Below are 26,428 nucleotides of genomic sequence, written 5' to 3' on the forward strand. Positions count from 1 at the left end.
CCTCACCTGCTGGAGCGCGCAAAGAGAGATACGCGACGCGGCGGTTGCCGGCCGTCCGTCCTTGTGATGCGCACCACTTGCTGCTGCTTGGTGCCGAGGCGTAGTTCGGCCGCGGCGAAGAGCCGATCGACAATGTAGTAGTTGCCGCGCATGCGGTAGTTGACGAGCTGGTTGTCCCCGTCAGAGCCGACGATGAAGAGTGGCGGGGCCTCTCCCTGGTCTATGCGGCGGGGGAACTCGATATAGACCTTGCTGCCATCATCGAAGGCTCGCGTCGGTCTCCAGGGCGGTGTGTCGCCCCTAATCGAGTAGCGAAAGCGAATGTTTTCGAGCGCCACGTTCGACGCCACCGGCATGGTAGCCTCGGCCTGAGCGTTACGCTGGCGGAGCGCGACGATCTGGTCCTCGCTGTACGTCCAGGAGATCGCCGCCATAGCGGTCTTATCGGTGCTTTGAAGCTGCAAGTGGTAGGTGCGTCGTTCCGTGGTGATCACCAGATTGGTGCTAAGTCCCGGCGCGAAGGGTTTTACCAGCACATGGGTGCGCCGGTCGTCACCGGTGCCGCTGACGGTATCGCCGATGACCCAGCGCACCGTGTCGCCGGCCGACACGGCTGTCAGTTTCTCGCCCGGCTGTAGGGCGATATCGGTGACGCGCTCCGGCGCGGCATAGAGCTGATAAAGCGCGCCATCGGTGAAGGGATAGACCTGCACCGCATTGACGTAGCCGTACCGGGTGGGTTGCTGCGTCGCCGCCTTGTTGGCGTCGGCGACGCGTTCTTCAGGAGAGCGCTTGTCGTCGGCGATTTTGCCCGGTTCTGGCTGCAACTGGCCGGGGAGCGGCAACGGCTTTGGCACCTCGACTATCTTGACCGGTGTCTCTGGCGCCTTCTCGATTGCCGCTGCTTTGAAGTCGGCAGCATCATACGAGATTTCAGGCGGCACCGGCTTCGATGCGCAGGCCAAGAGAACTGCTGCCGATGCGGATAGGATCAGCGCGGCACGGAACGATTGGGCTCTATTTGTCATCGGCGGGCTCCTTCGGGGAAAACGGATGTCGGTGCGGCACTGTCGAGCTCGCGCGACCAGTCGATGGCGTTGATGAATACACCGAGCGGATTGTTGCGCAGCTGATCCGTATTGCTTGGCGGGCGGATCACGATGGTGAGGATCGCGGTCCAGCGCGTGGTGCTGGCAAGGCTGCCGCGCTCAAAGACCTGCTCAGTCCATTTGACCTGGAACGAGCTGTCGGAAGCCCTGACCACACTGGTCACCTGGACGGACACGCTGCGCGTTCCGATCTGACCGAAGGGATCGTTTGCCTTGGCGTACTCATTGAGGAAGAGTGCCGCACGGTCGGTGGCAAGGTCGTAAGCCGCCAGCCAGTTCTGCCGCACCAGCACCGGATCAGTGGAGACGGAACGGACATTCTGGATGAAGCGGCCGAGGTGCCAGGCTATCTCGGCGTCGGAGGGCTCGTAGTCTTGGATAGCCGGCGCGACGGCGCGTGCCTCGCCGAAGCGGTCGACCTCGACGACGTAAGGCACAACACGGCTCTGCATCGACTGCCATACGAGTCCGCCAGAGAGCCCGGTCGCCAAGGCCAGACAGCCGAGGGCCATGAGCCGCCAGTTCCTAGCCTGTACTCGAGATGAGCCGATGCGCTCGTCCCATAGCTGGGCGGCCTTTTGATACGGCGTGACCGGTTCGGGTGTCCTGCCGTAACGTTGAACGGGTCGCTTGAACAGCATCTAGTCATCCTTGTCGTTGAGAGAGGGATTGGCGCTGCCTCCCGGCCTGTCGCCTTCACGGACAGCCTGCATGGCGGCGTGGCGGTGGGCACGGGCGGTCTGTTCGGAACGCAAGCGTCTTGCCCACGTCGGAGCGGCATTAGGATCTGCAGCGGTTGGGTTTCCAGTCATGGACGCGGTGGTCGCACCACCGGTCGCGGTCCATGCCGCTTCCCGGCCGGCATCGGCGCTGCGCCCGAACGTTCCCGCGGCAGCTCTTGCTGCTCGCATCGCGGCGCCGCCGGCGGCACTGGTCACGCCCTGCAATCCAGCAGCCACACCGGACAGGCCGGTGTGGGGCGAGGTTGCTCGCCCGATCTGCCAGGCCGTTAAAGCAGCCGATCCCATCGTTGTGCCGGCCCGAATTGCGGCGAGACTGCCGCCGGCTGCCATGCGCGCGCCAGCAAATGCCGTGCCTCCGGCAACGAGCGATGCACCAGCAGCCGCCGCAGTCGTGCCAAGTGCGGCGCCCGCGCCAAGCTGCGGCGCGCCGGACACTAGACCCGACGCGATGCCGGGCCCAAAGATGCCGAGCCCAAGCAACGCCAGCGCGCCCAGCACCTGTGACATCGCGGCGGCCAGGTCCGGCTCCTTGCCTTGCAGCGCGGAAGCAAACTCGCCGAAGAGTGTGGAGCCGATGCCGACGATGACGGCAAGTACCATCACCTTGATGCCTGAAGAGATGACATTGCCGAGCACGCGCTCGGCCAGAAACGCCGATCGATTCCAGAGTGCGAAGGGAACCAGAACAAAGCCGGCAAGCGTGGTGAGCTTGAACTCAAGGATTGTGATGAACAGCTGAATGGAAAGGATGAAGAAGGCGATGATGACCAGGAACCAGGCCATGAGCAGCACGAAGATGGTGAGCGCGTTGCCGAAGATTTCTGGAAAGCCGAGCAGCTGACTTGCCTGATCAAGCAGCGGCCAAGCGCCTTCGAAGCCCGTCGCGGCGATGCGGCCCGGGCGCATGAGATTGTCTGGGGAGAGATTGCCGGAGGACGCGTTGATGCCGAGCCCGGCAAAGGAGCGATAGATGATGTCGGCGAGGTTCTTATAATTATTCAAGATGAAGGCGAAGACGCCGACATAGAGCACCTTGCGGGTAAGCCGGCCGAGAATGTTGGGCTCGTCGCCGAGCGCCCAGGCCAGCCCGGCCAGCGTGATGTCGATGCCGATCAGGATGGTGGTGAGGAAGGCGACGTCGCCCGAAAGCAGACCGAACCCGCTGTCAATGTAGTGGATGAAGGTCTCCATGAAGCGATCGATGACGCCAAGGTCGTTCATGCCACCGCCTTCCTCGTCAGAGTTGGTGATCAATTGCCGGGATAGGCCGAGCCGGTACCCAGGAAGCGCTTGGTCGTCTCGCGGGCGGCTTCCTCGGACTGCGCCTTGCGCGCGGCATCCTCGGCCTCAGCTCGAAACTGAGTCGCGAGCAGCGTTTGGATCTGCATCTGCTGCTTGGTCGAAAGCGCGATCAGCTGGTTGGTGGCCTGGCTTGCCTGAAGCGCACCGGCTGCCCCTTGGCTGCGGTTGACGAGATCGGCAAGCAGGTCGCCGTCGGCGCGGACGTTCTCGACGATCTGCGACTGGACCCGCATGGTCTGGCGGAACGCCTGCATGGCGCTCTGCCAGCGCTCGCGCGCAGCGGTTGCCACATCGCTGACCTTGATCGTGGCCTCGTAGCTTTCTGGATATTGGCTGCGCCACTGGTCTTGAAGCTTGCCCAGATCAAAGCTGAGGCCACTCGCCTGGTCCATCAAACCGTCAATGCGATGGATCGAACCGGTGAGTTGGCCCACGGAAGAGAAATCCAGACGCTGAAGATTGCGCGCCATGTTCTGCAGCATGGTTGCCTGGTTCTGCAGCGACTGGATCTGGTTGTTGATCTGCTCCAGCGCGCGCGCCGCCGTCAGCACGTTCTGCGCATAATTGGATGGATCGAACACGATAAGGGCGTAGGCCGGCTGCACATAGTCGGCCATTGGCTTGGCGATCAGGGAAACGGTGATCAGGCTGGTGAAAAGACGGCGTCCAATCATGAGGATTGCTCCATGTCTGGTTGAGGGAATTGCTGGAGAAGCTCGGCAGCCCAATCGACGCCGCGCGCGCTCAGAAAGCGGGAGGCAAAGCTGTCTTGCCCGTCTTCAGACTGGATTTTGTCGATCAGGGTCTGCGTCGCCGGATCGGAAGCGCCGCAAAGCGCAAGAGTGATGGGGCCAAGCCCGAGCTCGAAGAGACGATTTCCGCTACGTGACTGAAGATAGTAGTGGCGCTTCGGCGTGGCGCGGGCGATCAATTCGATCTGCCGCTCGTTCAAGCCGAAGCGCTCGTAGGCTGCCCGCGCTTGTGGTTCCACAGCACGATCATTGGGAAGGAAAATGCGCTGGGGGCAGCTCTCGATGATCGCCGGCGCGATTGAAGAGCCCGCGATATCAGCCAGCGATTGCGTAGCGAAGATCACCGAAACATTCCGCTTTCGGAGCACCTTCAGCCATTCGCGGATACGGGCGGCGAAGAGCGGATTGTCGAGATAGACCCAAGCCTCGTCGAGCATCAGCAGCGTCGGCCGTCCATCGAACCGCTCCTCAAGACGATGGAACAGGTAAGTGAGCACAGGCAGCACAGCGCCTTGGCTCTGCATCAGCTCTTCCGTCTCGAAACACTGCACATTCGATAAGGCCAGCCGATCATCATCGGCGTCGAGCAGGCGGCCGAAAGGACCGTCGAGCGTGTAGGGCATCAACGCGGACTTCAGCCCGTTGGACTGAAGCAGGACCGAAAGGCCGGTCAGCGTGCGTTCCTGCGCCGGCGCGGTGGCAAGGCTGGTGAGTGCCGACCAGATTGCCTCCTTCACCTCCGGCGTGACGGTGACATTCTCATGGGCAATGAGGCCGACAATCCACTCGGCTGCCCAACTGCGGGCAGCCTGGTCGCCGATATTGCGCAGGGGCTGGAAGGCGAGCGCACCGTCAGCACCCAGCGCGTAGTGTTCTCCACCCGTGGCAAGGACTGCCGCGCGCGCCGAATTGCCTTTGTCGAAGACATAGACCTGCGCGCCGGCATAGCGCCGGAACTGCAGCGCAATCAGGGCAAGCAGCACCGATTTGCCGGCGCCGGTCGGGCCAACGATCAGCATGTGGCCGACATCGCCGACATGGGTGGATAGTCGGAATGGTGTCGACCCGTTGGTCTCTGCGAACAGAAGTGGCGAGGCCTCTCGCTGGGTGACCTTGGCGAGATGCTCGTTCGCCGTAGGACCTGCCCAGACCGACGACAATGGCATGAGATGCGCAAGGTTCAATGTGTGAACGAGCGGCTGGCGAACATTGGCATAGATATGACCAGGCAGCGAGCCGAGCCACGCCTCGACCGCATTGACGCTTTCGCTGATGGTGGTGAAGCCGAGCCCATTGATGATTCGCTCGACCGCGCGAAGTTTCTCCGCGGCGGCTTGATGGTCCTCATCCCACACTGTCACCGTTGTGGTGAGATAACCGAAGCCGACATGGTCGCCGCCCAACGCCTGAAGGGCTGCGTCGGCATCGAGCGCCTTGTTGTCGGCATCGCTGTCGACCAGCGGGACAGGTTCGTTGGTCACGACCTCGCGCAGGATGGCCGCGATCGATTTGCGCTTGGCAAACCACTGGCGGCGCAACCGTGTCAGCGTCTTCGTGGCTTCCGTCTTGTCGAGCGGGATGAAGCGCGTCACCCAGCGATAGGCGAAATCCTGATGATTCAACGCGTCGAGAATTCCGGGCCGGGTGAGATTCGGGAATCCGAGGACGGTAAGGGTGCGAAGATGGTGTTCGCCGAGCATCGGCTCCAAGCCGCCGGTAAGCGGCGCGTCCACCAGGATGCCGTCGAGATACATCGGCGTTTCCGGGACAGCGAGTGGATGGCGGCGGGTCGAGATTGTGCCGTGGAGGTAAGTCAGGGTCTCGGCATCGTCGAGCACGCGCACCTCGGGCATGAAACCGGACAAAAGATCGAGGACCCGGTCGGTCTCGTCGCGAAACCGCGCCAGCTCCTGGGGCCAGTCTCTCCCGCCGCCAGATTGGTGTGCGTCAACGAGCGCGCTTTCAGCCCTCGCCCGTGCGTCCGGGGGCGGCATGAACAGCAAAGTCAGGTGATAGCGGCTCTCGTAATGCGCGACCTTGCCCTCGAAGGCCGCGCGTCGTTCTTCATCGACCAGCCAAGACGCGGCGTCGGGAAAGGTTGAGTTAGGATAGCCGAGCGCCTCTATGCGCTCGGCTTCGAAGAACAATGCCCAGCCGGAGCCGAGCCTTCTCAACGCGTTGTTTGCCTGGGCGCAGATGCCGACAAGTTCTGCTTCCGTCGCGCTTTCGAGATCGGGCCCGCGGAACCGTAAGGTCCGCTGAAAGCTGCCGTCCTTATTAAGCACGATGCTGGGCGCGACGAGCGCTGCCCAGGGCAGATGGTCGGCAAGTTTGTCGGCTTTGCTGCGGTATTCTGACAGGTTCAGCATGCCAACCATCCCTTCAGACGAAGGTGACGAACGAGCACGCTGGTGAAGTCTGGATCGCGTCTTGTGGCAAAGACCGCCAGAGTGTGGCCGGCAATCCACAGCACCAGCCCAGCGATCCACTGCTGCAAACCGAGTCCGATAGCTGCGGCCACCGTGCCGTTGACGATCGCCACCGCTCGCGGTGCACCGCCCAGCAGGATGGCTTCGGTCAATGCCCGGTGAACGGGAACCGCGAAACCCTCAATATGCTGCTCTCCAGCGACCATCAGACGAGTGCCCCGCCGCCAAAGGAGAAGAAGGAGAGAAAGAAGCTCGATGCCGCGAAGGCGATCGACAGCCCGAAGACGATCTGGATCAGCCGGCGGAAACCGCCTGCGGTGTCACCGAAGGCAAGGGTTAAGCCCGTGGTGATGATGATGATCACGGCGATAATCTTGGCGACCGGTCCCTGTACAGACTCCAGGATCTGCTGCAGCGGCTGTTCCCAAGGCATGCCGGAGCCTGCTGCGCGGGCTGGGACCGTGAGAACAAGCACGAGCGCGGTGGACGAAAGAAAGCGAAGCTTCTTGCACATGAATTGGCCTTTCAAAACTGCTGAAGTTGCGGGAGCGTCAGTTGGGTGACGGCGTAATCGCCGCTGCCGTCGAGACCGGTGACCTCGGCGATGGCGTCAATGCGGCACGAGGATCCGCGCCCGGCGATGAAGACAATCAGATCGATGGCATCGGCGATCAGACGGCGTGGTACAGTGACGACGGCTTCCTGCGCGAGTTGCTCGATCCGGTAGAGGGCGGAGCGCGCCGAATTGGCGTGAACCGTGGCGATGCCGCCGGGGTGGCCAGTGTTCCATGCCTTCAGCATATCGAGGGCTTCCGCACCCCGGACTTCGCCTACGACGATGCGGTCGGGCCTGAGCCGCAGCGTCGAGCGTACGAGATCGGCAAGCGTTACCGAGCCCCGTCTTGTCCTGAGTGCAACGCAGTCCTTGGCAGCGCACTGCAGCTCGCGTGTGTCTTCGATAAGGATCACCCGCTCGTCGCATTCCGCGACTTCGGCCAGCAGCGCATTTGCGAGCGTGGTTTTGCCCGACGACGTGCCGCCTGCGACCAATATGTTGCGCCGCTCGCGCACGGCCTTCCTCAGCGCATCGGCCTGCAGCGGCAGCATTATTTGGTCGGCGACATAGTTGGCCAACGTGTAGAGTTTTGCGGCCGGTTTACGGATGGCGAAGCATGGCGCCAGAACGACTGGCGGCAACAGCCCCTCGAAGCGCTCTCCCGAGGGCAGTTCGGCGCTGACGATCGGACTACCCGCATGCGCCTCGGCACGCACATGGGAAGCGACCAGGCGGACGATGCGTTCCGTCTCGGATGGGTGCATATGCACGCCGGTACCGACCCGACCTTCTCCCAGCCGGTCGAGCCGCAGCGCACCGTCGGGATTGACCATCACCTCGATAACAGATGAATCGGCAAGGGCCTCAGCGATTGCCGGGCCCATGGCGGTGCGCAACATGGCACGATGGCGATGGTCGACCTCCGGATGAGAACTCATCCTTCCCCTCCCCCGCCATTATCCGTCCCAAGCGACCGTTTGCCTGAGGCGATCTGGCGGCCCACTTGCTCGACGAATTTGTCGAAGCGCTCCTGGGCAATCGCCTGCGTCGCCCTGTCCGGGACTGGTGTGTGAGCATGAAGCGTGACGGAAAAGCGAATGAAGAGCGCCAGGCTCTCTAGGATCATGTCGACGTCGCGTCTGAGATGACCGAGGTCACGGGAAAGACGGTCGAGCCTTACGCCGTAGCGCCGGTCGAGCTCGTTCTCGCCACGCCGCTCGATAAAGGCCTCGACTGCCTTCGCCACGATCGCTGATTTGGTCGTCGATGGATCGCGGCTGAGGTCGTCCAGTTTCTTGCTCAAGTCGGGTTCGAGCAGAAACTGATGACGAATGCGCTGAGGGCTCATGTGGCTCTTCCAACTATCCCAGCGCTGTTGCGCGGGCGGGAACGAGCATCGCCGACTTCCTCGAAATTGCTTATGGCCGTTATCTACGCTGATTTGCGCTCTGCCTTCGGCGGCTTCTTTCAGAAGCCGGGTACGATGTCCTTGTTGTCGCCCCTTCCCTCGTTGATGCCATAGGCGCGTGCGGCAGTGGAAATTCGGTCCATCACGCGCCTGTCGGCAACTGCCTCGCTATCATCGTCCGCGGGCTTGAGCAGGTCGTCCCGGTCGGGCTCCAGAGTGACGGCTGTATGCTCTTCAGGCAGACCCGGATGTCGCTGTTGCTGGACACCTCCTTCATCTTCAATTGCCTCGCCCGCGCTTTCGCCGCCGCCAGCAAGACGGCGGTCAACGCCCCGCACCTGCCCGATCCAACAGTCCGGACGCGGTACTGGCCGATCCGCGTAAGCGCCGTCGCGCAATACCGGCGCAGAAAGCACGCGCTCGGTGAAATTTGGATCCTGGTAGTAGCGCAGCTTCTTTGCCCGGATCGGCGGCAGCCCTGAAACCAACACCAGTTCATCGGCTTGCGGCAACTGCATCACCTCGCCCGGCGTCAATAGTGGGCGGGCGGTCTCCTGGCGGCTAACCATCACGTGCGACAGCCAGGGGGCCAAGCGATGGCCGGCATAGTTGCGCATGGACCTCAGCTCCGTCGCCGTGCCGAGCGCGTCCGAAATGCGTTTGGCCGTGCGCTCGTCATTGGAGGAAAAGGCAATCCGCACATGGCAGTTGTCGAGAATGGCATTGTTGTCCCCATACGCCTTGGAGATCTGGTTCAAGGATTGCGCGATCAGATATGCACGGATGCCATAGCCGGCCATGAAGGCGAGCGCGGTTTCGAAGAAATCAAGGCGACCGAGCGCCGGGAATTCGTCCAGCATCATGAGCAGTTGATGCTTCCTGCTCTTCTTAGGATCCCCCTCCAGCCGCTCCGTCAGACGCCTGCCGATCTGATTGAGCACAAGTCGCACCAGCGGCTTCGTGCGCGAGATGTCCGATGGCGGCACGACCAGATAGAGTGACATCGGTCGCTCGGCATCCAGGAGGTCGGCAATGCGCCAGTCGCAGGCTGATGTCGCTGCCGCCACGGTAGGATCGCGATAGAGGCCGAGGAACGACATGGCGGTCGAAAGAACGCCTGAACGCTCGTTCTCCGACTTGTTCAACACCTCGCGAGCTGCCGAGGCCACGACAGGATGGACCTGGGGCTTATCCGCCGCGCCGAGATGGTTGGTCGTCATCATCCGCCGTAGTGTCGCGGCAAACGAGCGTTGCGGGTCCGACAGGAAGGTGGCGACGCGAGCGAGCGTCTTTTCCTCTTCGGCGTAAAGCACGTGCAAAATGGCGCCGACCAAGAGTGAGTGACTGGTTTTCTCCCAGTGGTTCCGCCGGTCCAGCGCGCCTTCCGGATCTACCAGGATGTCGGCGATGTTCTGGACGTCGCGGACCTCATCTGGACCTTTTCGTACCTCCAGCAGCGGGTTATAGCGCGCCGACCTCGGATCGGTCGGATTGAACAGGAGACAGTAGGAGAACTTCGAGCGCCAGCCGGAGGTCAACTGCCAGTTCTCGCCTTTGATATCGTGAATGACGGCCGAGCCGGTCCAGGACAGAAGAGTTGGAACAACCAGTCCGATGCCCTTGCCTGATCGTGTTGGGGCAAAGGCCATGACGTGCTCGGGCCCGTCATGGCGCAGATAGCGATCCTTCAGCTTGCCTAGGAAAACGCCGGCCGGCCGAAACAGCCCTGCCGTCTCGATCTCGTGAGTCGCGGCCCACCTTGACGAGCCATATGTGGTGACCGACCCGAGCTGTCGCGCGCGCCAGAGCGAGCCGGCGATCGCGGCGGCACAGCCCACCAACCCACTGGCGCCGGCAAGTGCACCGGCCTTATCGAAGACCTCGGGCGCATAAGCGTCGAAGTGGAACCACCATTCGAACAGTTTCCACGGCTTGTAGATCTGCCAGCCAGCCGCGACTAACCATGGCGCGCCGAGTGGCGGTTGATGGCCGAGCATGTGGGCGCACCACTGCGTGGCCGCCCATACGCCGAGTATCACGATTGCGAACACGACGGCGATCTGCCCAATCAGCAACTTCGTAGGCGTCATCGGCTTGCTCCGCAGTTCTGGACATGCGGGGCCAAGCATCGCGCGGTGCGATGTGAACTGAAATGCACACTACGCACGACCAGGTGCGATGAGGGAATGGGCAGGATCGCTCAGACTGGAAACTTTCGGTGGAGCAAATATGCCCATTTGGCCGCAGACCTGATCTGCGTCTCGTCGACATCCTAATGCCGGTGACGCTTTGAAGTGTATTTCCGATGGACGCATGCCACCTGTGAGCGCGTCACAATCATTCGACGGTGACCGATTTTGCGAGATTGCGCGGCTGGTCGACATCTTTGCCCATGGAGACCGCCGTATGATAGGCAAGAAGCTGTATCGGCAGCGAGAAAATCATAGGTGCGATAATCTCGTCGACGGCCGGCAGCACGATCGTATGCATCGTGTCGAGTTTCGACGCAGCGGCCCCATTTTCATCGGTGATGAGGATAATCCGCCCTCCACGGGCGGCCGCTTCCTCCATATTGGAGACGGTCTTGTTGAAAAAGCGATCATGTGGCGCGATGACGATCACTGGCATGTTCTCGTCTATCAATGCGATCGGACCATGCTTCAATTCGCCAGCCGCATAGCCCTCAGCATGGATGTAGGAAATCTCCTTGAGCTTCAGCGCACCTTCCATCGCCAGTGGGAAACTGGTGCCGCGGCCAATATACAGGACACCATGACACTTTGACAGTTCGCGCGACAGGAGCTCGATATCTGGCTGGATGCTGTTCAGTACCCGGCCCATGACGCCCGGCATTTCGGCAAGGCTCCGGACGAGCGCCTTCACCTCATATTCAGTTAGCGTTACACGGTCCTTGGCAGCGCCGATGGCGAGTGTGGCCAGAACCGCAAGCTGGCACGTGAAAGCCTTGGTGGAGGCGACGCCGATCTCCGGGCCGGCAAGGATCGGGAAGATCGCGTCGGCCTCCCGAGCGATGGTCGATTCGCGGGAATTGACGACAGCGCCGGTTTTCAGCCCACGCCCCTTGCAGTACCTCAGGGACGCGAGCGTATCGGCGGTTTCGCCGGATTGCGAAATGAAAAGAGCCGCCGATTCCGGCGGCAACGGGATCTCCCGGTAGCGGAATTCGGACGCAACGTCGATTTCGACCGGCAGGCGCGCATAGCGCTCGAACCAGTATTTTGCGATCAGTCCGGCCAGATAGGCGGTGCCGCAAGCCGAGATCGCCAGGCTCGGGATGCTGGCGAAATCTATGCTCGAAACCGTATCGACGCGATTCCCTTCGAAGTTGATGTAATGACCGAGCGCACGGGCGATGACCTCGGGCTGCTCGTAAATTTCCTTCTCCATGAAGTGGCGACGGTTGCCCTTATTGGCCAGGTATGCCCCGGCCGTGGAAGTCTGGCGCGGACGTTCGACGGGATGGCCATCGAAATCGAAGATATCGGCGCCTGCCTTGCCGATAACGGCCCAGTCGCCGTCGACGAGATATGTGATTGCATTTGTGAAGGGAGCTAGCGCCATGGCGTCGGAGCCCAGGAACATCTCGCCGTCGCCGTGACCGATCGCCAGCGGTGGTCCATTGCGCGCCGCCATGATGGTCGACGGATCATCCTCGAAGAGAATGGCAAGCGCGTAGGCGCCCCTGACGCGCTTCAGCATGGCGTGCATTGCCTCACCCCGCCCCATGCCCTCCCGGCGGTGTCTTGCCAAGAGATGCACGACGACCTCGGTGTCGGTGTCGGTCTGGAACTCGGCGCCCGCCGCCGCCAGTTCGTCCTTCAACTCGGCGAAATTCTCGATAATGCCGTTGTGAACGACGGCCACACCGTCCGTAAAGTGCGGGTGCGCGTTGCGCTCAGTCGGTGCCCCATGAGTTGCCCAGCGCGTGTGTGCGATGCCGATGGTGCCACTCAGCGGCTCTTCCTTCAACCTCGTCTCGAGATTGATGAGCTTGCCCTCGGCGCGCCGGCAGTGCAACGAGCCCTCGGTGATGGTGGCAACGCCGGCCGAGTCATATCCTCGATATTCAAGACGCTTCAAAGCGTCGACCAACCGATCCGACACCGGCTGATGCCCAACGATGCCAACAATCCCGCACATGATCGTCTCCGAATTCTTCCCGGTAGCCTCAGCCGACCCGAAGGGCACCGCCCGGCGCTGAGCCTCCTAGTAGAATTCGGTAAAACAGGTAAAATCGATTGTTGGGATGGCTGCCATCCAGCCAGTGGATAAAAGAGGACGTGTTGACCAGCGAGAAACGGTACGCGCGGTGCCGGCTTGCGTCCACCAACCGCCAGTTGGGACGAGTTTCCGTAGTCGGATGAGGCGTAACGATCATCGCAATGTCCGCTTTTTACATGCTGTTGACTCGCCCAGTTAACGGCCCTTAGATCCATTGACTGCTACAATGCTTAGGGGTTTTCAAAATGCCGTTCAAACGGGCCGGTCTATACCCTGCCGATCTCGACCTATGCCAACGGGTATTCGACCAGATATGCAGTGACGAGCATATCGCCCGCTCATCGTTGGAGGCCGACAATCTCGCCCTGGATATTTTAGTCGCGTTGGAAGAAGAGGCTGACGCGGATGAGGCTGAGCTGCTTGAACTCATCAGATCGAAGCGGCGGGCTACTCGTCATCTCAGAAACCCTGCAGAGAGGCATGGCGGACGTCTTCGTCGCCGCTGAGGGATGCAGTCACCCGGACCTTCCCTTTGCCTGTTCGACTGCCTTGCTGGCCGCCTTGGCAAACTCCTGCATGTTTGCTCACGCGCACTGTCGGCCGTCTGGAACTTGCGCCAAACTCATCAGTTTTGGACAATGCCAAACAGCGCGTGGCAACGACCCTGACTTCCATCGGCACGCTGACATCCCGGCCGGCGGCTCGACGCCCCTCAAGGCGTGGCCTGGAAGCATCGCAGCCGGCGCCCTCGGCAGCGCGGCGGCCAACCTTGACTGCGTCTCGACACGAGGTCGGCGCTTCACCGGAAACGGCGCAAGGGCAGCGATAAGCACATGCGCAGGAGCCTGCCGTGGCAGTCACCTGAACCAGCAAGCGGCCCCGGGTGTTCTTCCGCTTTCATCCGGGCTTCGCCATCAACCCAAAACGGACAGCTGATGTGCTACAAAAACCCGACTACTTGAAAAGCTACCGACACACCCATGATCGACGCCGAGCCGGTTCGTGCCCTCGAAATCGATGACGACAACTTCGGCGTCGAGCTCCGGCCGGAGTTTCGCCACCACCGGGCCGATCCCCATCTCAAAGAAGTAGACAGCCTCTATAGGGGCGTTTGCGGTTTCGAGTTGGGTTCTCAATGGCAGATAGCTGCGGTGAAGGTGTGGGCTGAGCAATTGCGGGTCGGCCGGAGACATGCGCAGCAACAGTTCGTTTTTATGTGCCGTTGCTGGGTTATGAATCGGCTGCGCACGGTCGCGGTCTTTTGAGTAGGCGAGGCCAATCTTCGAGGTGTTGGGGCTGCTCATGGCTCCCTCCCGAATTGGGACGGAAGCATGATGCTCGCCTACAGCCGACGATGCTCGTAACGTTTATCGCCGATGTCGACATCGTTACACACCATCGGTGCGACGAGTCTCGCCTTTTCCGAGCATAAGAGCGGTTCACCTCGTCCACCGATCAGCTTGGAAAGCGGCGATACTCTGATGCTCGAAGCGCATGGCCAAACTGTTCGACCTCGTCAGATCGTTCGCGAGCCATTGAAGCGGAGGCGGCTCGTTGCTCGGAATGCCCTTATCCTCATGCCATGTGGAAGGGCATCCACAGCGACAGCAGCCGGGAGGAGCTCGATCCCTTGTTTTTGTCGAGCTGGTTCAGCAAATGTCCTCGACGTTTGCGCGAGCTCCGGCAAGCTTAGCGGCGATCTGGCGCGAGCCCGAGCATCTTGGTTAAATGGGATCGCAATTGGCCACGGGCGCGCTATCGTTTATCCGATAGACCTGCCAGAGCTGGTGGCACTCACGCTCTCGGAGCGCCTTGGTCGAACTCTAGCCGGGCCAGTCCAAGGCACACCACACAAGTTATGAAACGCTAGGACCACTCCTTTGCCGACCGACGTTCCAGGAGATACCGTCTCGCTGCACTATGCCAGAAATCTCTTTGCCGATATGCCGCTCGAGCACCGGCCGCCACGGGACCAGCACGAACTCGCGCGATTTCTCGATAACGGCGCATTTGCCGCTGGCGAGCTCAACTGAGCGGCGGAGAGTGCCTTGTACCCGGTCTCCGGGTCGCACTTCAGCATAGGACAGACCGAGCTCTTCCGAGAGCTGACCGGCAACACGGTTCAGTTCACGCTGGCGGAGGATCGAAATCATGTTGGCGCGATAGACGGTGCGGTCCTGCTCTTCATGCGCGAGACCCTGAGCAATCAGCCATTGCCGCCTGCGGGCTTGCGCCTCCCTCACCTCACGGCCAAAGCCGGAGTTGCGCAGGGCCTCTGGTGCATCGGAAACCATTTCCCGGTCGATCCAGGTGGCACCGTCGAACCCGATTTGCTGATCCAGCGGCATTGATGAGAGCTTGTCGACGACAACAGGCACAGCCATGGCTCGCTTGCGCTCGTAGTCGGCGACTTGGTCGAGATGGTTCGGCGCGATAATCCATGTGCCGTCGGCTTCGCGCCTGACAGTGCCGGTCTCGCGGCGAATGGCTTCCAAACGACGCACATGGGTTTCGGCGAAGCGTTCGCTGGCAGACGGATCATGCTTCAGGTGGATATCAACATTGTAGCGCCCGCCATGGACGGCAGCGATCTCGACGACGGTGCGGTCAACCTGCCTCGGCCCGGTGTTTCTCGGCGAGACACGGACGATGCAGCCGTCGGGCGTCGGTTCGGTGGCCTCGCCTTTGCCTACATCGATGTAGTGGCTTTTCCCGTCCACCCCATCCACAATGAGGTAGTGGCGGTCGTTGATCTCGTCGGCAAGCCCGCGCGCCACAAGGCGGCCAACGAAAGGTTGCGCGAGCTGCCCGGATTGATCGTGGATCACACAGTCGGCTGCACTTCGGGATAGTCCTTTACCCGCAATGTCTCGGTGCATCGTCTTGATTATGTCACCGCGCTCGCCGATGCGCTGCAGTGTCGCTTCGAGCTCATCGTCGAGGCGCCAGCGGCCGGAGCTGATCTCCTCGGCCAGACCCATCCGTCCGAGTTTGCGCAGGCGGCCCTGGTGCAGGGTCTGTCGAAAGGCGTCGCGGCCGACCGGAGAAACCAGTCCATCGCTGTCGCGCATGCTGAGCAGTTGCCGGTCGACGCTGGTGAAGCGCTCCTGCTCCATTTCCTGGCGCAGGCGGTGCTCGATCTCGCGATCGGTTCGTGGACCGAGATCGAGGCTGACCAGCTCGGCGGCCCGTTCGCGGATTCCGCTTGAGATATATTCCCGCGCGATGACGAGGTTCTCGCCGCGGTCGTCCTTGCCACGGACGATGATATGGGTGTGCGGGTGGCCGGTGTTGAAATGATCGACGGCAACCCAGTCGAGCTTCGTGCCGAGATCCTCCTCCATCTGCGCCATGAGCCGGCGCGTGAGTGGCTTCAGGTCGTCATACTGGATGCCGTCTTCGGGTGCGACGATGAAGCGGAATTGATGCCGATCGCCATCGGCACGATCAAGGAAGGCCTTGCTGTCGACGCGATCACTGTCGGCGCCGTAGAGCTCGCCAGGCGCGCCTTCCCGGGTAACGCCGTCGCGTTGGATGTAGCGCAGATGCGCACGCGCCCCACCCTGGCCTTTGCCGGCCAGCTTGACGACGCGCGCCTTGACCACCACCCGCCGCTGCCGGAAGGCAGCATACCTGTCGCGTGATTTCAGCAGCGCGGCGGCCGCTCCACCGCGCCCTGCCCGGCTGCCGTTAAAGCGGCCGCCGCCCTGCGGCCGGCCGCCGGCTCTGTTAATCGCCGCCCGGACCTGGCTGGCGAAGCGTTTGCCTGCCTTCGAGCCGCGCGAACCTATTCTGCCGAGCTTCGGCCTGAATTCGTCATCCTGCATCGTGGCCTCCCAGAAATCTCAAGCAGTGTCAGATATTTGCGTGTTCCACACTCCCGGCTCTGCCAGCAGCCTCCAGAAAAAACGATGTGCAGACAAAGACGTCGCTGCCTCCTGGAGGCAATGCCTTTATCTTGCCTTACGCCGCCCTTCCGCTTTCCGGCTTCCGCACCCGCTCTTTCCCGCCCCGCAAAACCGCCCCGCTCGCCGAGTCACCCGCCATTCGGTTTTGTCCGAGCGCGCAGCGGCACAAAGAGATCGCCTTTCGCTTCGCCTGCGCGAACGCCGTTACGAAGGAAGAAGAGCGAGCGGCCGGAGGGAGCGTTTTGGCTGTTTGGCGCCTTGGAGTCCCCTTCGAATTGATCAATGTCGTCCGCCGAAATCCCCTTTCCCCTGAGCTGTTTAAGATAGGCAGCTGTCTCCTTGGGCAGCGGCTTCCCACGCTTCAAATGCTCTTCGTAGCGCTCGGGTCCTGCATTATAGGCGGCAAACAGGCCGGGGAATCCGAAGCGGTCAAACATGGCGCTGAGATAGGCGGTTCCGGCGAGAATATTGTCACGCGGATCGTGCGGATCGGCTCCCAGACCGTATTCGGCACGCATGTCCTCATACGTTTCCGGCATCACCTGCATGAGGCCCATTGCGCCCGCGCGTGAGGTAATTGGGCGGCCGTCGAGCATGGTCTTGCCGCCGCTTTCGGCATCCATGACGGCGTAAATCCAGGCCTGAGGAATACGGAAGCGTCTGCTCGCTTCGCCTGTGAACTCGTGCCACCTTTGAAGGTGCGGAATTTGGGAGATGGCGACCGGTTCAGCGCCGGTCGAGGCGGAACAGGCGCATGGCGCAAAGGCGATCATGCCGAACATCAGGAGGGTCACTCGGTCCATAGCAGCACGAGCCTCCCGACGACATTTGCGCGCGGCACCGGCCCGAAATAGCGGCTGTCGAATGACCGAATATCGTCGCTGCCGACTAGGAAGATTTCGTTGTCGGCGAGTGTCCGGCACCCGTTCCACCGTGGCAGCGGGCGGCCTCTGGTATCCTTCGCCAGCCGTCGCGCAACGATCTCGCCGTCGATGATGACCGCGTCATTGAAGGTGCAGACTTCGTCGCCCGGCAGCGCGGCAAGACGTTTTACCAGCGGCACGTTGCGGGGCAGATAGCCGCGTTGGGCGGCGAGTTCGGCGAGCGATTCTGGCGGGCGGACGAGCACCAGATCGCCACGAGCCGGTGCTGCAAACCCGAGGCGATAGAGGCCGACGGGCGCGCTGGCCGAGGCGTTCCAGACCAGCCAGGGCCATGGTTTGACGGTGCCGGCGAAGCCGATCAGGGTCAGTCCAATCACGGCAGCGGCGATGGTTTTGCGTGCCTGGAGGCGCCGCAGGCGGCTGCCGATCAGACGGATGGAAGGGCGCCGGCTCATGCTCGGCCTCCCTGGCCGGCTTGGCCGGAACCGGCCTCGCCACCCTCATTACCGGCGTACTGCGGGTGTCCTTTCGACCATCCGTCGAGTTCGTCGATGTGGTAGCGGACATAGCGGCCGTGCTTGCGGAATTTCGGGCCGCCGCCCTTGAGTCGCATCTTTTCCAGCGTGCGCTGGGAGAGCCCGATATAGAAGGCGGCTTGGGCCGTGCTGAGAAAGGGACTGCCCTTTTTGGCGCGGGCCGCGCGTTCGTTTTCGTCGTCCATGGTGATCCTCGTTTCGCTTCGGACAAGCGAGGGCGAGGATGGGCGAGTGAGATCGCCTCCGGGACGGGCGAAGAGTCCGGGGGAGAGTTTTCGCCGGGGCGGGTTTGGCTGGAGCGCCTGGGAATGAGCCCCGCGCCGGCTGGGGCGCGAGGCTCGGGTCGGCCGGTCAGTCGGCCGGGTTCCAGATGATGGCGTAGGTCTCGTCATCGTCCTGGCCGGCGGCGCGGCCGAGATTGGCGTAGAGCCTGCGCGGTCCGAACTCCGGCGCTGCAATCGACAGGCTCACATAGTCCTTGCCGGAGGTTTCGCCGGTGCGGATCCAGCCGGCGCCAACTTCGACCCCTTGCGTCAGCACCCGGAAGTCGGGATGGTTGTCGGCGCTCTTGGCCTGGTTGGGGACGATGTCGATTTCGGCGCGGACGCTGAGCGTCTTGAGCTGGCCCTTGTAGCCGCCGTTTTCCTGCTTGTTGACGTAACCGATCGCGGTCATTTCGAAGTCTCCTTTTGCTGTCGCCGGGGACCATCCCCTGCGATGGCGGACCGTAATGGGCGCGTCCGGACCGCCTGAACCCGACAGGGCCGAAGCGATAGCGGAGGACCCGAGCGGGCAGTTTTTTTGAAGCGAAGCGGCGCGAGGAAGCCGCCGCAGGCGGCGGGGAAAAAAGCTGATCGGCGAGGGTTTCGGGCGGCCGGATCCGCCCATAGGTCACAAGCCAGCCGCAGGGGATGGTCCTTGAAGAGAGCAGGAGAGCATGGGAAACGCGGTCGCTACAGCCAGGCAGGAGGGGCGGGAATTTACAAGGCCTGCGGCTGATCAGGTGCCCACGCCGATCGAGATCGTGACCGCAGGTTGAGCGCAGAGCAGGCATCGCGCGGGCGGGCTGATCCATGGGGATCAGGAGTTTGCCGGACTGGATTCTGCTGCGCGATGCGGGGCAAAGGAAGCTCGAACATGCAGCAACCGCGATTCATCCAGCGCGGCAGCCAGGTCTCGAGCCGTTGGGGCCGCACCAGAAGCGGCACGAGGACGCCGCGCGCGCGGACGGACGGCAAAATGTCGGACAGGTCGGGCGCGCGTTTACCGTAGCGCATGTTGAGGGCGGAAATATTCAGTCGGTCGAGCGGGGATATGGGCAAGCTTCGTGTCTTTCTCCTTCGTTTGGGGTGCGATTGTCCCCGCCGGGGAGACCGAAGGCCGATGCGGCGGGGACGGGTTTGCGCCTAGCGGCGCCCTGGCTCCGCCACGTCTGGCGGAAGCTCGGAATTGGATTTGGCAAGTGCTTCCGCTGCCTGCCGCAGAAGCCGCTCGGCTTCGGTGATCTGGCCGGCGCTGCGCGCGGCCTCCGCATAAACGGACAGCGGAAAACGCGCTATGAAATAAAGGTCGCGCTCGATGCCCAGTCCGAGCGGACCCTTGATGGATTCGAGTTCGGCAAGGCTGACGCTGCCGAGTTCAGGGAAGCCGAAGCCGAGGTCGCAAAGGCCGAACAGCGTGTCGCCGTCTGCATCGAGTTCGGTAAGAAGCCAGATCGCAGGACCGGCCGGATCGAACAGTTTCACGACCGGTGCGTGGTCGGTTTCGGTGTCGGCAGCGCCGTTGGCGAGGAGCCGGGCGCGCAGTTCATCGGTGATCAGGATCATTGCGGAATTCCTTCAAGACGGTTCGGGCTGATTGAGTGCGGCTTTTTGAAACAGTCGGATACGAGCGGCTGGTGCGCCGCGCGCGGGCGCGCATCGGCGCGCCGTCAGAAGCGCAAGGCGGTCGCGCATGGCGATGGAGCGCGCTCACGCGGCGATCTCGGCATTCGCCTCACCTTCGATCTCGGCATGCGCCTCGCTTTCGACGTCGGCATTGAGACCAAGCAGGAAATCGGCGGCTTTCGAGGCATGGCTGGCGGCGCGGAAAATGGCGCGATTGTCCTCGCGCAGAACCGTCAGCCATGAGCCGATGTAATCGGAATGGCGCACGGTCGGCTCGATACCGAGACTGCTGCAGATGAAGGCTGCGGCCATCTCGGCGACCAGTTCCTCGCGCGCATAGGTTCTGGAGCCGAATGAGCCTGACAGGTCGCGCGCGAGTCGCGTCGGGTGGCCGGTCCAGTGGCCAAGCTCGTGAAAGCAGGTCCGATAGTAGTCGATCTGGTGGAAGAAAGCCGGCTGGGGCGGCACCTGGATGGTGTCGCTTCCGGGCATGTAGAAAGCGCGATCGCCACCGATACGGAAATCCGCACGGCTTCTGCGAATAAGTTGCTCGGCCTGCGGGACGATTTCGCGCGTCGGCAGCGGCTCGGCGGCGGCATGGAGATCGTCGGGAAGATTGTCGCACTGCGCGACATTGAAGACGGTAAAGCGCTTCAAAAAAGGCACGGCCTGCGGTTCGTCGCCGTCAGCCTTGGCGCGTTCCTTTTCGCCCCTGGGAATAAAGCGGTCAGCGTGAACGATGGTCGTGCCGCGCTCGCCCTTCCTGACATTGCCGCCAAGGGCAAGCGCCTGCCGGAAGGTGAGCCAGTTCTGGCTGGGGTATGGGCGCTCGATGACGGCGCCCCACAGGATTAGGATATTGATGCCGGAATAGCGGCGCTGGGTGGCTGCATTCCTGGGCAGGCCAAGGGCTGCCTTTGCCCTGCCCCAGGGCTTGACCCATGGCACGGTGCCGCGCTCCAGTTCGGCAACGATGCGGTCTGTGATCTCCTGGTAGAGGCTGGCGCCTGAGCGCCCGCCCTTGCCCGAGCCTGCCCCTCGGCTGCCGGAACGCTTGTTGTTTGCACGCATTGTCTGGTCCTCCATTCGCCAATCGCGCCCTCCCCGGAAGCGGGGTGGGCGGCGAAAGCGACCGGAAGGCCCGCCGTAGAAGGCGGACCGCATCCGAAGGACCGGAACGAAGAGGAGGACCCGGAGCGGCAAGCGGAGGGTTGCGGGATGCCGCGGCTGGCCTAGAAGGGAGTGCCGCCCACCCCGTGCCACCGGGGGAAGGCCACCACAAAAATCGACGCCGGCCAGCTGGCCGGCGACCGTCAGCAGCCGACAGGCTGCCCGCGTCAGGGGGCGAAGCCGGATGGCCGAGACCGCCTGAGCCTGTTGAAGAAAAGCGGGCTCGGTACACGAGCACCCGGCGCGCGCCTTCAGGCGCGCGGGCGCTCAGGACTCTGGTCCCGAGAGCAGTTGATGCGGTCAAAATGCCGATTTTGCAGCTGTGGAAGACTGAACCTTGGCGTTTGCGCGCACATCGGCGATGCAGCTTCGCAGCCCGGCCGTCTCTACCACCCCGGCTATCACTTCGTCGCCGACCACCAACGCCGGCGTGCCGGTGATGTACAGCTCGTTCGCGAGCGCGCGATCGCGTGCGATGGCTTCGGTGATGGCCGGGCCTTCCATATCCCGCTTGAGCTGCTCAACATCGAGGCCGACACGTGCCGCAATGACTAGGGTGGTTCTTTGGTTCACCAAGCCGGGAAAAGCAAAAAGGGCGCGATTGAACGCCTCATATTTTCCCTGTTTGTGGGAGGCGAGCGCCGCACGCGCGGCGAATTCGGAAGCAGGTCCCAGGACCGGGAGCTGTTTACGCACAATCCTCAGATTGGGATCATGCTTGAGGGCTTGCTGGAGAATGAGGTCCATTTCCTTGCACAGCGGGCAGTTGTAGTCGAGGAATGAGACCAAAGGGACGTCGCCCTGCGGATTGCCGGCGACTGGCGAAGCGAGGTCGTTGAGGAGTGCGTCGCGATGCTGCGGAATGAGTATCCTCAAGTCCGCCGCGAGCAAGGCGTTCATCTCCGAGCCGTTGCAGGTCGTCAACCTATCTGGCTGTCGCCTTAGCGTACCCAGCACGGACAGGGCGAGGACTAAAAAACCGATTACGGCGACAAGGACGGCGTTTTGCTTTGACATGGGTCGGGCTCCAATCAGCCGTTAGCGGGGCAGCAACGGCTGGCCTTTTGGCGTGAAAGTTGGTCGTCGCTTTGGATCGCTTGCCCGGCAGTTCCCGCAGTATCGGCAGTCGCGGGGGGCTCACAATGTCGATGCCGGCGCCATCTGGCGGTTGCTTTATGACGGCTTCGCTCCAATGGGCTGACTGCAATAGCTGAGCGGCGTTCGCGAGTTGCCAGAGACCACCGGTCATCACGCCGGGCGATCTGCCCTTCAACGCCCGAGCGCCGAATGACCGGCTCGCGAGAGCCTTTGCCAGTCGTCCATCATCCGGCTCGCCCTGCTCCAGGCGACAACGAGCCTTCCCACTGCGCTGCCGAGAAGAATGGTCAGCACACGGCACTCCGACATAAAGTGGTCGACGCCAAGAATAAGCGTCGCGCCGGCAGCTGGGGCGGTCGGAACGACAAAGAGCGCTGCAGCCAACGTGAGGAGGCCCGCGCCGGTAATGCGAGTTGTTCCCTTCGAAGAGAGCAAGGCGACGAACAGCAGCAGGATCCGACCGCCGATCGACAGATCCGTGTTCGTCGCCTGGGCGAGGAAGAGGGGGGCCAGCGTCATGTAGATATTGGTGCCGTGCAGATTGAATGAATATCCGGCGGGGATGCCGAGGCCCACGACCGAACGCCTGGCGCTCGCCCCTTCGACGGGCGCGGCCCTCATCAGAATGCCGACCAGCTTAAACACCGGCGCAAGGACCGCCTGAAGCAAAGAAAGCACAGGCTTGCCCGTGTCGCCGACCATCGCCAGAGCGATGCCGAACAGGACCGAGAAGAACAGGACCTGCAGGATGTCGCCTTCGGCGAAGGCACCAACGATTGACGGCATCAGAAAGCCGGTCACGAACTGCTCGTGGATCTTCGCCGCATAGCCCTTCACGGCCTGAGCATCGAGCGACGCTGGATCGATGTTGAGGCCGGCACCCGGCTGAACGAAATTTGCGACAATGAGACCGACAATCAATGCGAGGCTCGAGAAGGCGAGGAAATAGATCATTGCCTTGCCGGCGACCCGGCCGACCTTCTTGAGATCGTTCATGCCGCCGATGCCGGTCGCAATTGTCAGGAAGATGACAGGCGCGATGATGATCTTCACGAGCTTGATGAAAGCATCGCCGAGCGGCTTCAGAGCCTCTCCGGTCCCCGGATAGAAAAAGCCAACAGCAACGCCAAGGGCGACGGCGGCAAGCACCTGAACGTATAGCCGCGCAATATGGGGCTTACGAGGCCCGGCGTTCGCGCTGTGGAGTTGTGGAGCTAACACCGTTTCTCTCCCTGCCGGATCGGGTCGGGCTCTTCCTCGCTTCAAGGGCCGTTCACTGGCGGCGCTCCGGCCGAACGCTGCTGCCATCTCTGGCGCAAGTGCCGTGCCAAGCAGCGGCGGTGCGATAACGCGCAGGACCTCTCACGCAGTGCCGCATTCGCCGCAGGCGCGTGCCCTCTTAAATGCAAGGGCAGACCGTCGGCGGACATGCGGCGTGGCAGCGGCCGAAAGGTCGTCGAGGCAATCTGTTTGCCTTGGTGGCTGCGATCGGGATCTAGATGGTCGACATCTGGCTATGGCTATGTCCAAGCCATCGCCCGGTCGGCTGAGCTTGTCGGATATCAAACACCGCTGTCGACAGGGGATCGCTACCGCGATCCGTATAGTCTGTCGCTCCACAGATGGAGTAATCGACGGCCGTGTTACGGCATGGGCCCTGAGCTGCCTCTTCGCGCGCGATCGTCGTTCTGGCCGCACCGCCCACGTGCCACAATAAGTTTGTCCCGCCCCTTACAATAATTCATCAAGGCGTCCACCTCGGCAATCACCAGATCGGGCGTGATGTCGAGCTTGCAGCGGACTTTGACTGGGCAGCGCCACACTTTGTCCAGACCACATCCGCGACATTCAATAACGCTCATAAGCATGCTGACCAGGGGACCACGAAATCCCCAAATTTCCGGCAGATGTGACGCGGTGAAAATTCCGACAGTAGGGCGGCCAAGCTGGGCAGCGACATGCCCAGTGCCTGAATTGTTCGACACCACGAGCGCGGCCGAATTCATGATTGATTGAATTCCAATTCTGACAAGTCGACAGCCGTTCGAATCTCCGCGGCTCCACGGTCGCGAGCTGTCATCGCAACCTCCTCAAGCGCTTCCCGGCTTTCGCCACGGCCGACGAGGATCACCACACTACGGGAGAAAGAGCAGCGACAAGTTTGCCGAAGTTTTCAATCGGCCAATCGCGCAAGCTGTAATTCGAAAACGCCGCCAAATGGCGGCCAAGCCGTCGAACCGAAAAACCGCGGGCGCAATTCCCGCACAGGCGCGACTAAACGCCTCTCCTGTTTCCCCAGAGCATAACGTGCAACTGCGGCAACACGCGTGCTTCGAACCACCTGTCGTGTGTCACCCTTTCCACAAGCCACTCCATGCGTTTTATTATTCCGTCCAGGTCGACAGGTGCGTCTTCATTGGCAAGGCGCGGTGGCGTGTGATTGCCGGGTTGCAGATAGACCGGAAGGCGCGGAAATCGCGCCGCGGCGTCTTTGGCGTAGGCGTAGTCTTTCTCGTCGAAAACAACGAGCTTGAGCACGATTTGCGGCTTCTGCTGCGCCGCTTCTATGCACGCCTCGAATGCAGCCCAATCGGTCCTCATTTCGCTTGACGGCGGCTTTGGGCTGAGAACCAGCACATCAAGATCCGCAAACCAGTCGCTGACCACCGAACCTTGGGTTTCCAGCGCAAAACGGTAACCTTCACCAAGGCCTCGCTCGATCAGCGCACCGAAGGGCTGAATGGCCGGATTGCCGCCTGACAGCGACACCATCACTGGCCGGCCACCGGAAAGCGCAACGACGCTTTGCCACACCGCATCGATTGGCATCACCTCCCATTCGTGGCGGAATTGACTTTCCACCGCATGGAGGCTGTCGCACCAGGAGCACCGGTAGTCACACCCGCCGGTTCTGATGAAGACTGTAGGCAAACCGATGAGCACTCCCTCGCCCTGGATCGTGGGCCCAAATATCTCGCTCACACGGATTGCGGGACGCGTGTCCGTCACGGCCGGTATTCCGCCCAGGTTTTCGGGGTTTCGCTCACCCGCACGGCCGCGGTTTCCGGCAGACGTGCCTTGCACCATTCATAGAAATGTCTGGCCAAGTATTCCGCCGTGACTTGCTCATGTCCCAGCACCTCGTTGAGGTGCCGATGGTCGAGGCTCTCGTCGATATAGCGTTTGAGCGGCGCCAGATCGTGATAGTCGCGCACGAAGCCGTGCGCGTCCAGGTCCTTCGCCGAAAGTTCCACTTCGACGATATAGTTATGCCCGTGCAGGCGCGCGCACTGATGCTCCGGTGGCAAAGAGGTGAGCTGGTGCGAGGCCGAGAAGTGGAATTCCTTGGTGATGCGGAACATCAGGCGCTCCTCCTCCGCAGCGCCTCGAGCCAGAAGACAGGGTCTTCGTAGTCGGTAGGATCAGCGTGCCCCGCGAGATGAAACGCCTCGCGCCGCTCCACGCAGGTCCCGCACCGTCCGCAGTGACGCTCGCCGCCCTTGTAACACGACCAGGTCTCCGCAAATGGCGTTCCGTGTCTTGATCCATCCCGGACGATGTCGCCCTTCGTGAGGTTGACGTAGGGCGTATAAAGGCGAATCTCTGCGTAGCCTTCCAGCGCGCGGTCTTGCATCATCTGGAAAGCTTCGATGAAGGCCGGACGGCAATCTGGATAGATGAAATGGTCCCCACCGTGTACGGCCATTGCCACCGCTTCGGCCTTGTGCGCGGTGGCGAGACCGAAGGCAATTGCCAACATGATGGCGTTCCGGTTCGGCACTACCGTGATCTTCATCGTGTCTTCGGCGTAGTGGCCGTCCGGCACGTCGACATTATCGGTAAGCGCTGAGCCGGAGAGGCCGCGGCCGATTTCGGGGATGTTGATGATCTGGTGCATAGTGTTCAGTCGCTCCGCGCAGAGAGCGGCGAAGCCCAATTCTTTCCTGTGCCGTTGGCCGTAATCGAAAGACAGGAGGCCGGCGAGCTCGTGCTCCGCTGCCACGCTGTGAGCAAGGGAAACGGAGTCCAATCCGCCGGAGCAGATGACGAGAGTCTTCATCGTGGTATCCTTGTTTTGACCGGGTAAGGCTGCGACCGGAGATTTCTCTGCGGTCCCCCTACCCCAGCGAGTCAACTTTGTGAACCCGGTGGAGTCTGATCGCTGACGTGCCGTGGCGCACCGGGCGCCGACAGCGGGCTCTTTCATGGTGTCCAAACCCAAGCATATGCTCAGAAGGACAAATGCGAAGCGACTCGAGGCATTGGTGGGAAAGAAGCTGACCTATCCAAATCTGCGTTACGGAAAATTGGCGAAGCAACGAGGAAGGAACGGAGTTAGTTAATGGCGGGAGTGCACAAGCCCAAGTTCAAGGACAGTGCGCGCGCCCCGCTTCAGGATCAGTTC

27 protein-coding genes are annotated in these 26,428 nt (G+C 62.0%); 1 reads left to right on the forward strand and 26 read right to left on the reverse strand.

The annotated features are described in order from the left end of the window. Positions 1 to 2: 2 nt before the first annotated feature. The 11 genes from trbG to glmS form a co-directional block, all read right to left on the reverse strand. Positions 3 to 1,028, reverse strand: coding sequence for a P-type conjugative transfer protein TrbG (gene trbG / locus AC0NID_RS35040; RefSeq protein ID WP_473458211.1), 1,026 nt, complete (start codon positions 1,026 to 1,028; stop codon positions 3 to 5). Next, positions 1,025 to 1,750: a conjugal transfer protein TrbF gene (trbF, locus tag AC0NID_RS35045; RefSeq protein WP_473458210.1), complete on the reverse strand. Its 726-nt coding sequence runs from the start codon at positions 1,748 to 1,750 to the stop codon at positions 1,025 to 1,027. The genes trbG and trbF overlap by 4 nt, the downstream gene beginning before the upstream one ends. Then, positions 1,751 to 3,073: a P-type conjugative transfer protein TrbL gene (gene trbL / locus AC0NID_RS35050; protein ID WP_473458209.1), complete on the reverse strand. Its 1,323-nt coding sequence runs from the start codon at positions 3,071 to 3,073 to the stop codon at positions 1,751 to 1,753. A gap of 29 nt (positions 3,074 to 3,102) precedes the next feature. Beyond that, the gene (gene trbJ, locus AC0NID_RS35055) at positions 3,103 to 3,828 is read right to left on the reverse strand and encodes a P-type conjugative transfer protein TrbJ (RefSeq protein ID WP_473458208.1); all 726 of its coding nucleotides are present in this window, start codon (positions 3,826 to 3,828) and stop codon (positions 3,103 to 3,105) included. Beyond that, entirely contained in the window at positions 3,825 to 6,275 is a 2,451-nt protein-coding gene (trbE, locus tag AC0NID_RS35060; protein WP_473458207.1) for a conjugal transfer protein TrbE, read from the reverse strand. Before trbE ends, trbJ begins: the two co-directional genes overlap by 4 nt. After that, a complete protein-coding gene (locus AC0NID_RS35065; RefSeq protein WP_473458206.1) occupies positions 6,269 to 6,541 on the reverse strand; it encodes a VirB3 family type IV secretion system protein in 273 nt (90 codons plus the stop codon). Before AC0NID_RS35065 ends, trbE begins: the two co-directional genes overlap by 7 nt. Next, complete coding sequence (locus AC0NID_RS35070) at positions 6,541 to 6,849, reverse strand: TrbC/VirB2 family type IV secretion system protein (RefSeq protein WP_473458205.1); 309 nt, start codon at positions 6,847 to 6,849, stop codon at positions 6,541 to 6,543. The genes AC0NID_RS35065 and AC0NID_RS35070 overlap by 1 nt, the downstream gene beginning before the upstream one ends. A gap of 11 nt (positions 6,850 to 6,860) precedes the next feature. Further along, entirely contained in the window at positions 6,861 to 7,829 is a 969-nt protein-coding gene (gene trbB / locus AC0NID_RS35075; protein ID WP_473458204.1) for a P-type conjugative transfer ATPase TrbB, read from the reverse strand. Next, the gene (locus AC0NID_RS35080; protein WP_473458203.1) at positions 7,826 to 8,239 is read right to left on the reverse strand and encodes a CopG family transcriptional regulator; all 414 of its coding nucleotides are present in this window, start codon (positions 8,237 to 8,239) and stop codon (positions 7,826 to 7,828) included. Before AC0NID_RS35080 ends, trbB begins: the two co-directional genes overlap by 4 nt. A gap of 119 nt (positions 8,240 to 8,358) precedes the next feature. Next, complete coding sequence (locus AC0NID_RS35085) at positions 8,359 to 10,389, reverse strand: conjugal transfer protein TraG (protein WP_473458202.1); 2,031 nt, start codon at positions 10,387 to 10,389, stop codon at positions 8,359 to 8,361. A 247-nt stretch (positions 10,390 to 10,636) separates the two neighbouring features. After that, complete coding sequence (gene glmS, locus AC0NID_RS35090) at positions 10,637 to 12,460, reverse strand: glutamine--fructose-6-phosphate transaminase (isomerizing) (protein ID WP_473458201.1); 1,824 nt, start codon at positions 12,458 to 12,460, stop codon at positions 10,637 to 10,639. A gap of 326 nt (positions 12,461 to 12,786) precedes the next feature. Here glmS and AC0NID_RS35095 point away from each other — a divergent pair, with 326 nt between their 5' ends. Continuing rightward, positions 12,787 to 13,047 carry a hypothetical protein gene (locus AC0NID_RS35095; RefSeq protein WP_473458200.1) on the forward strand — a complete coding sequence of 87 codons (261 nt, stop codon included), beginning with the start codon at positions 12,787 to 12,789 and terminating at the stop codon, positions 13,045 to 13,047. Between the two features lie 408 nt (positions 13,048 to 13,455). On the opposite strand, the gene AC0NID_RS35100 is transcribed toward AC0NID_RS35095, so the two are convergent. The 15 genes from AC0NID_RS35100 to queC all read right to left on the reverse strand — a co-directional run bounded on the left by AC0NID_RS35100 (position 13,456) and on the right by queC (position 26,083). Next, a complete protein-coding gene (locus AC0NID_RS35100; RefSeq protein ID WP_473458198.1) occupies positions 13,456 to 13,845 on the reverse strand; it encodes a hypothetical protein in 390 nt (129 codons plus the stop codon). Positions 13,846 to 14,397: 552 nt separating this feature from the next. Further along, a complete protein-coding gene (gene rlxS, locus AC0NID_RS35105; protein ID WP_473458197.1) occupies positions 14,398 to 16,368 on the reverse strand; it encodes a relaxase/mobilization nuclease RlxS in 1,971 nt (656 codons plus the stop codon). Between the two features lie 209 nt (positions 16,369 to 16,577). Next, positions 16,578 to 17,252: a lytic transglycosylase domain-containing protein gene (locus AC0NID_RS35110; protein WP_473458196.1), complete on the reverse strand. Its 675-nt coding sequence runs from the start codon at positions 17,250 to 17,252 to the stop codon at positions 16,578 to 16,580. After that, positions 17,240 to 17,788, reverse strand: coding sequence for a signal peptidase I (gene lepB, locus AC0NID_RS35115; RefSeq protein WP_473458195.1), 549 nt, complete (start codon positions 17,786 to 17,788; stop codon positions 17,240 to 17,242). Before lepB ends, AC0NID_RS35110 begins: the two co-directional genes overlap by 13 nt. Next, a complete protein-coding gene (locus tag AC0NID_RS35120) occupies positions 17,785 to 18,054 on the reverse strand; it encodes a helix-turn-helix transcriptional regulator (protein ID WP_473458194.1) in 270 nt (89 codons plus the stop codon). Before AC0NID_RS35120 ends, lepB begins: the two co-directional genes overlap by 4 nt. 166 nt (positions 18,055 to 18,220) lie before the next feature. Further along, positions 18,221 to 18,544 (reverse strand): DUF736 domain-containing protein, encoded by a 324-nt coding sequence (locus tag AC0NID_RS35125; RefSeq protein ID WP_473458193.1) that lies wholly within the window; start codon positions 18,542 to 18,544, stop codon positions 18,221 to 18,223. Positions 18,545 to 18,849: 305 nt separating this feature from the next. Then, a complete protein-coding gene (locus AC0NID_RS35130; RefSeq protein WP_473458192.1) occupies positions 18,850 to 19,191 on the reverse strand; it encodes a hypothetical protein in 342 nt (113 codons plus the stop codon). An 84-nt stretch (positions 19,192 to 19,275) separates the two neighbouring features. Continuing rightward, positions 19,276 to 19,695 (reverse strand): DUF2958 domain-containing protein, encoded by a 420-nt coding sequence (locus AC0NID_RS35135; protein ID WP_473458191.1) that lies wholly within the window; start codon positions 19,693 to 19,695, stop codon positions 19,276 to 19,278. Positions 19,696 to 19,839: 144 nt separating this feature from the next. After that, complete coding sequence (locus AC0NID_RS35140) at positions 19,840 to 20,826, reverse strand: ArdC family protein (RefSeq protein ID WP_473458190.1); 987 nt, start codon at positions 20,824 to 20,826, stop codon at positions 19,840 to 19,842. A 399-nt stretch (positions 20,827 to 21,225) separates the two neighbouring features. Then, positions 21,226 to 21,942 carry a DsbA family protein gene (locus AC0NID_RS35145; protein WP_473458189.1) on the reverse strand — a complete coding sequence of 239 codons (717 nt, stop codon included), beginning with the start codon at positions 21,940 to 21,942 and terminating at the stop codon, positions 21,226 to 21,228. A gap of 252 nt (positions 21,943 to 22,194) precedes the next feature. Continuing rightward, on the reverse strand, positions 22,195 to 23,244 hold the full coding sequence (locus AC0NID_RS35150; RefSeq protein WP_473458224.1) for a cation:dicarboxylate symporter family transporter: 1,050 nt from the start codon (positions 23,242 to 23,244) through the stop codon (positions 22,195 to 22,197). Positions 23,245 to 23,666: 422 nt separating this feature from the next. Then, positions 23,667 to 24,029 (reverse strand): glycosyltransferase family 9 protein, encoded by a 363-nt coding sequence (locus tag AC0NID_RS35155; RefSeq protein WP_473458188.1) that lies wholly within the window; start codon positions 24,027 to 24,029, stop codon positions 23,667 to 23,669. A gap of 268 nt (positions 24,030 to 24,297) precedes the next feature. Further along, a complete protein-coding gene (queE, locus tag AC0NID_RS35160) occupies positions 24,298 to 25,032 on the reverse strand; it encodes a 7-carboxy-7-deazaguanine synthase QueE (RefSeq protein WP_473458187.1) in 735 nt (244 codons plus the stop codon). Continuing rightward, complete coding sequence (gene queD, locus AC0NID_RS35165) at positions 25,029 to 25,385, reverse strand: 6-carboxytetrahydropterin synthase QueD (protein WP_473458186.1); 357 nt, start codon at positions 25,383 to 25,385, stop codon at positions 25,029 to 25,031. Before queD ends, queE begins: the two co-directional genes overlap by 4 nt. Further along, positions 25,385 to 26,083 (reverse strand): 7-cyano-7-deazaguanine synthase QueC, encoded by a 699-nt coding sequence (queC, locus tag AC0NID_RS35170; RefSeq protein ID WP_473458185.1) that lies wholly within the window; start codon positions 26,081 to 26,083, stop codon positions 25,385 to 25,387. Before queC ends, queD begins: the two co-directional genes overlap by 1 nt. Between the last annotated feature and the right edge of the window lie 345 nt (positions 26,084 to 26,428).

Source organism: Mesorhizobium sp. WSM4821 (genome assembly GCF_055901555.1).

Coding starts and splice junctions, on each gene's coding strand:
- trbG (WP_473458211.1), bottom strand. CDS start 1,028: ATGACAAATAGAGCCCAATCGTTCCGTGCCGCGCTGATCCTATCCGCA.
- trbF (WP_473458210.1), bottom strand. CDS start 1,750: ATGCTGTTCAAGCGACCCGTTCAACGTTACGGCAGGACACCCGAACCG.
- trbL (WP_473458209.1), bottom strand. CDS start 3,073: ATGAACGACCTTGGCGTCATCGATCGCTTCATGGAGACCTTCATCCAC.
- trbJ (WP_473458208.1), bottom strand. CDS start 3,828: ATGATTGGACGCCGTCTTTTCACCAGCCTGATCACCGTTTCCCTGATC.
- trbE (WP_473458207.1), bottom strand. CDS start 6,275: ATGCTGAACCTGTCAGAATACCGCAGCAAAGCCGACAAACTTGCCGAC.
- AC0NID_RS35065 (WP_473458206.1), bottom strand. CDS start 6,541: ATGGTCGCTGGAGAGCAGCATATTGAGGGTTTCGCGGTTCCCGTTCAC.
- AC0NID_RS35070 (WP_473458205.1), bottom strand. CDS start 6,849: ATGTGCAAGAAGCTTCGCTTTCTTTCGTCCACCGCGCTCGTGCTTGTT.
- trbB (WP_473458204.1), bottom strand. CDS start 7,829: ATGAGTTCTCATCCGGAGGTCGACCATCGCCATCGTGCCATGTTGCGC.
- AC0NID_RS35080 (WP_473458203.1), bottom strand. CDS start 8,239: ATGAGCCCTCAGCGCATTCGTCATCAGTTTCTGCTCGAACCCGACTTG.
- AC0NID_RS35085 (WP_473458202.1), bottom strand. CDS start 10,389: ATGACGCCTACGAAGTTGCTGATTGGGCAGATCGCCGTCGTGTTCGCA.
- glmS (WP_473458201.1), bottom strand. CDS start 12,460: ATGTGCGGGATTGTTGGCATCGTTGGGCATCAGCCGGTGTCGGATCGG.
- AC0NID_RS35095 (WP_473458200.1), top strand. CDS start 12,787: ATGCCGTTCAAACGGGCCGGTCTATACCCTGCCGATCTCGACCTATGC.
- AC0NID_RS35100 (WP_473458198.1), bottom strand. CDS start 13,845: ATGAGCAGCCCCAACACCTCGAAGATTGGCCTCGCCTACTCAAAAGAC.
- rlxS (WP_473458197.1), bottom strand. CDS start 16,368: ATGCAGGATGACGAATTCAGGCCGAAGCTCGGCAGAATAGGTTCGCGC.
- AC0NID_RS35110 (WP_473458196.1), bottom strand. CDS start 17,252: ATGGACCGAGTGACCCTCCTGATGTTCGGCATGATCGCCTTTGCGCCA.
- lepB (WP_473458195.1), bottom strand. CDS start 17,788: ATGAGCCGGCGCCCTTCCATCCGTCTGATCGGCAGCCGCCTGCGGCGC.
- AC0NID_RS35120 (WP_473458194.1), bottom strand. CDS start 18,054: ATGGACGACGAAAACGAACGCGCGGCCCGCGCCAAAAAGGGCAGTCCC.
- AC0NID_RS35125 (WP_473458193.1), bottom strand. CDS start 18,544: ATGACCGCGATCGGTTACGTCAACAAGCAGGAAAACGGCGGCTACAAG.
- AC0NID_RS35135 (WP_473458191.1), bottom strand. CDS start 19,695: ATGATCCTGATCACCGATGAACTGCGCGCCCGGCTCCTCGCCAACGGC.
- AC0NID_RS35140 (WP_473458190.1), bottom strand. CDS start 20,826: ATGCGTGCAAACAACAAGCGTTCCGGCAGCCGAGGGGCAGGCTCGGGC.
- AC0NID_RS35145 (WP_473458189.1), bottom strand. CDS start 21,942: ATGTCAAAGCAAAACGCCGTCCTTGTCGCCGTAATCGGTTTTTTAGTC.
- AC0NID_RS35155 (WP_473458188.1), bottom strand. CDS start 24,029: ATGAATTCGGCCGCGCTCGTGGTGTCGAACAATTCAGGCACTGGGCAT.
- queD (WP_473458186.1), bottom strand. CDS start 25,385: ATGTTCCGCATCACCAAGGAATTCCACTTCTCGGCCTCGCACCAGCTC.
- queC (WP_473458185.1), bottom strand. CDS start 26,083: ATGAAGACTCTCGTCATCTGCTCCGGCGGATTGGACTCCGTTTCCCTT.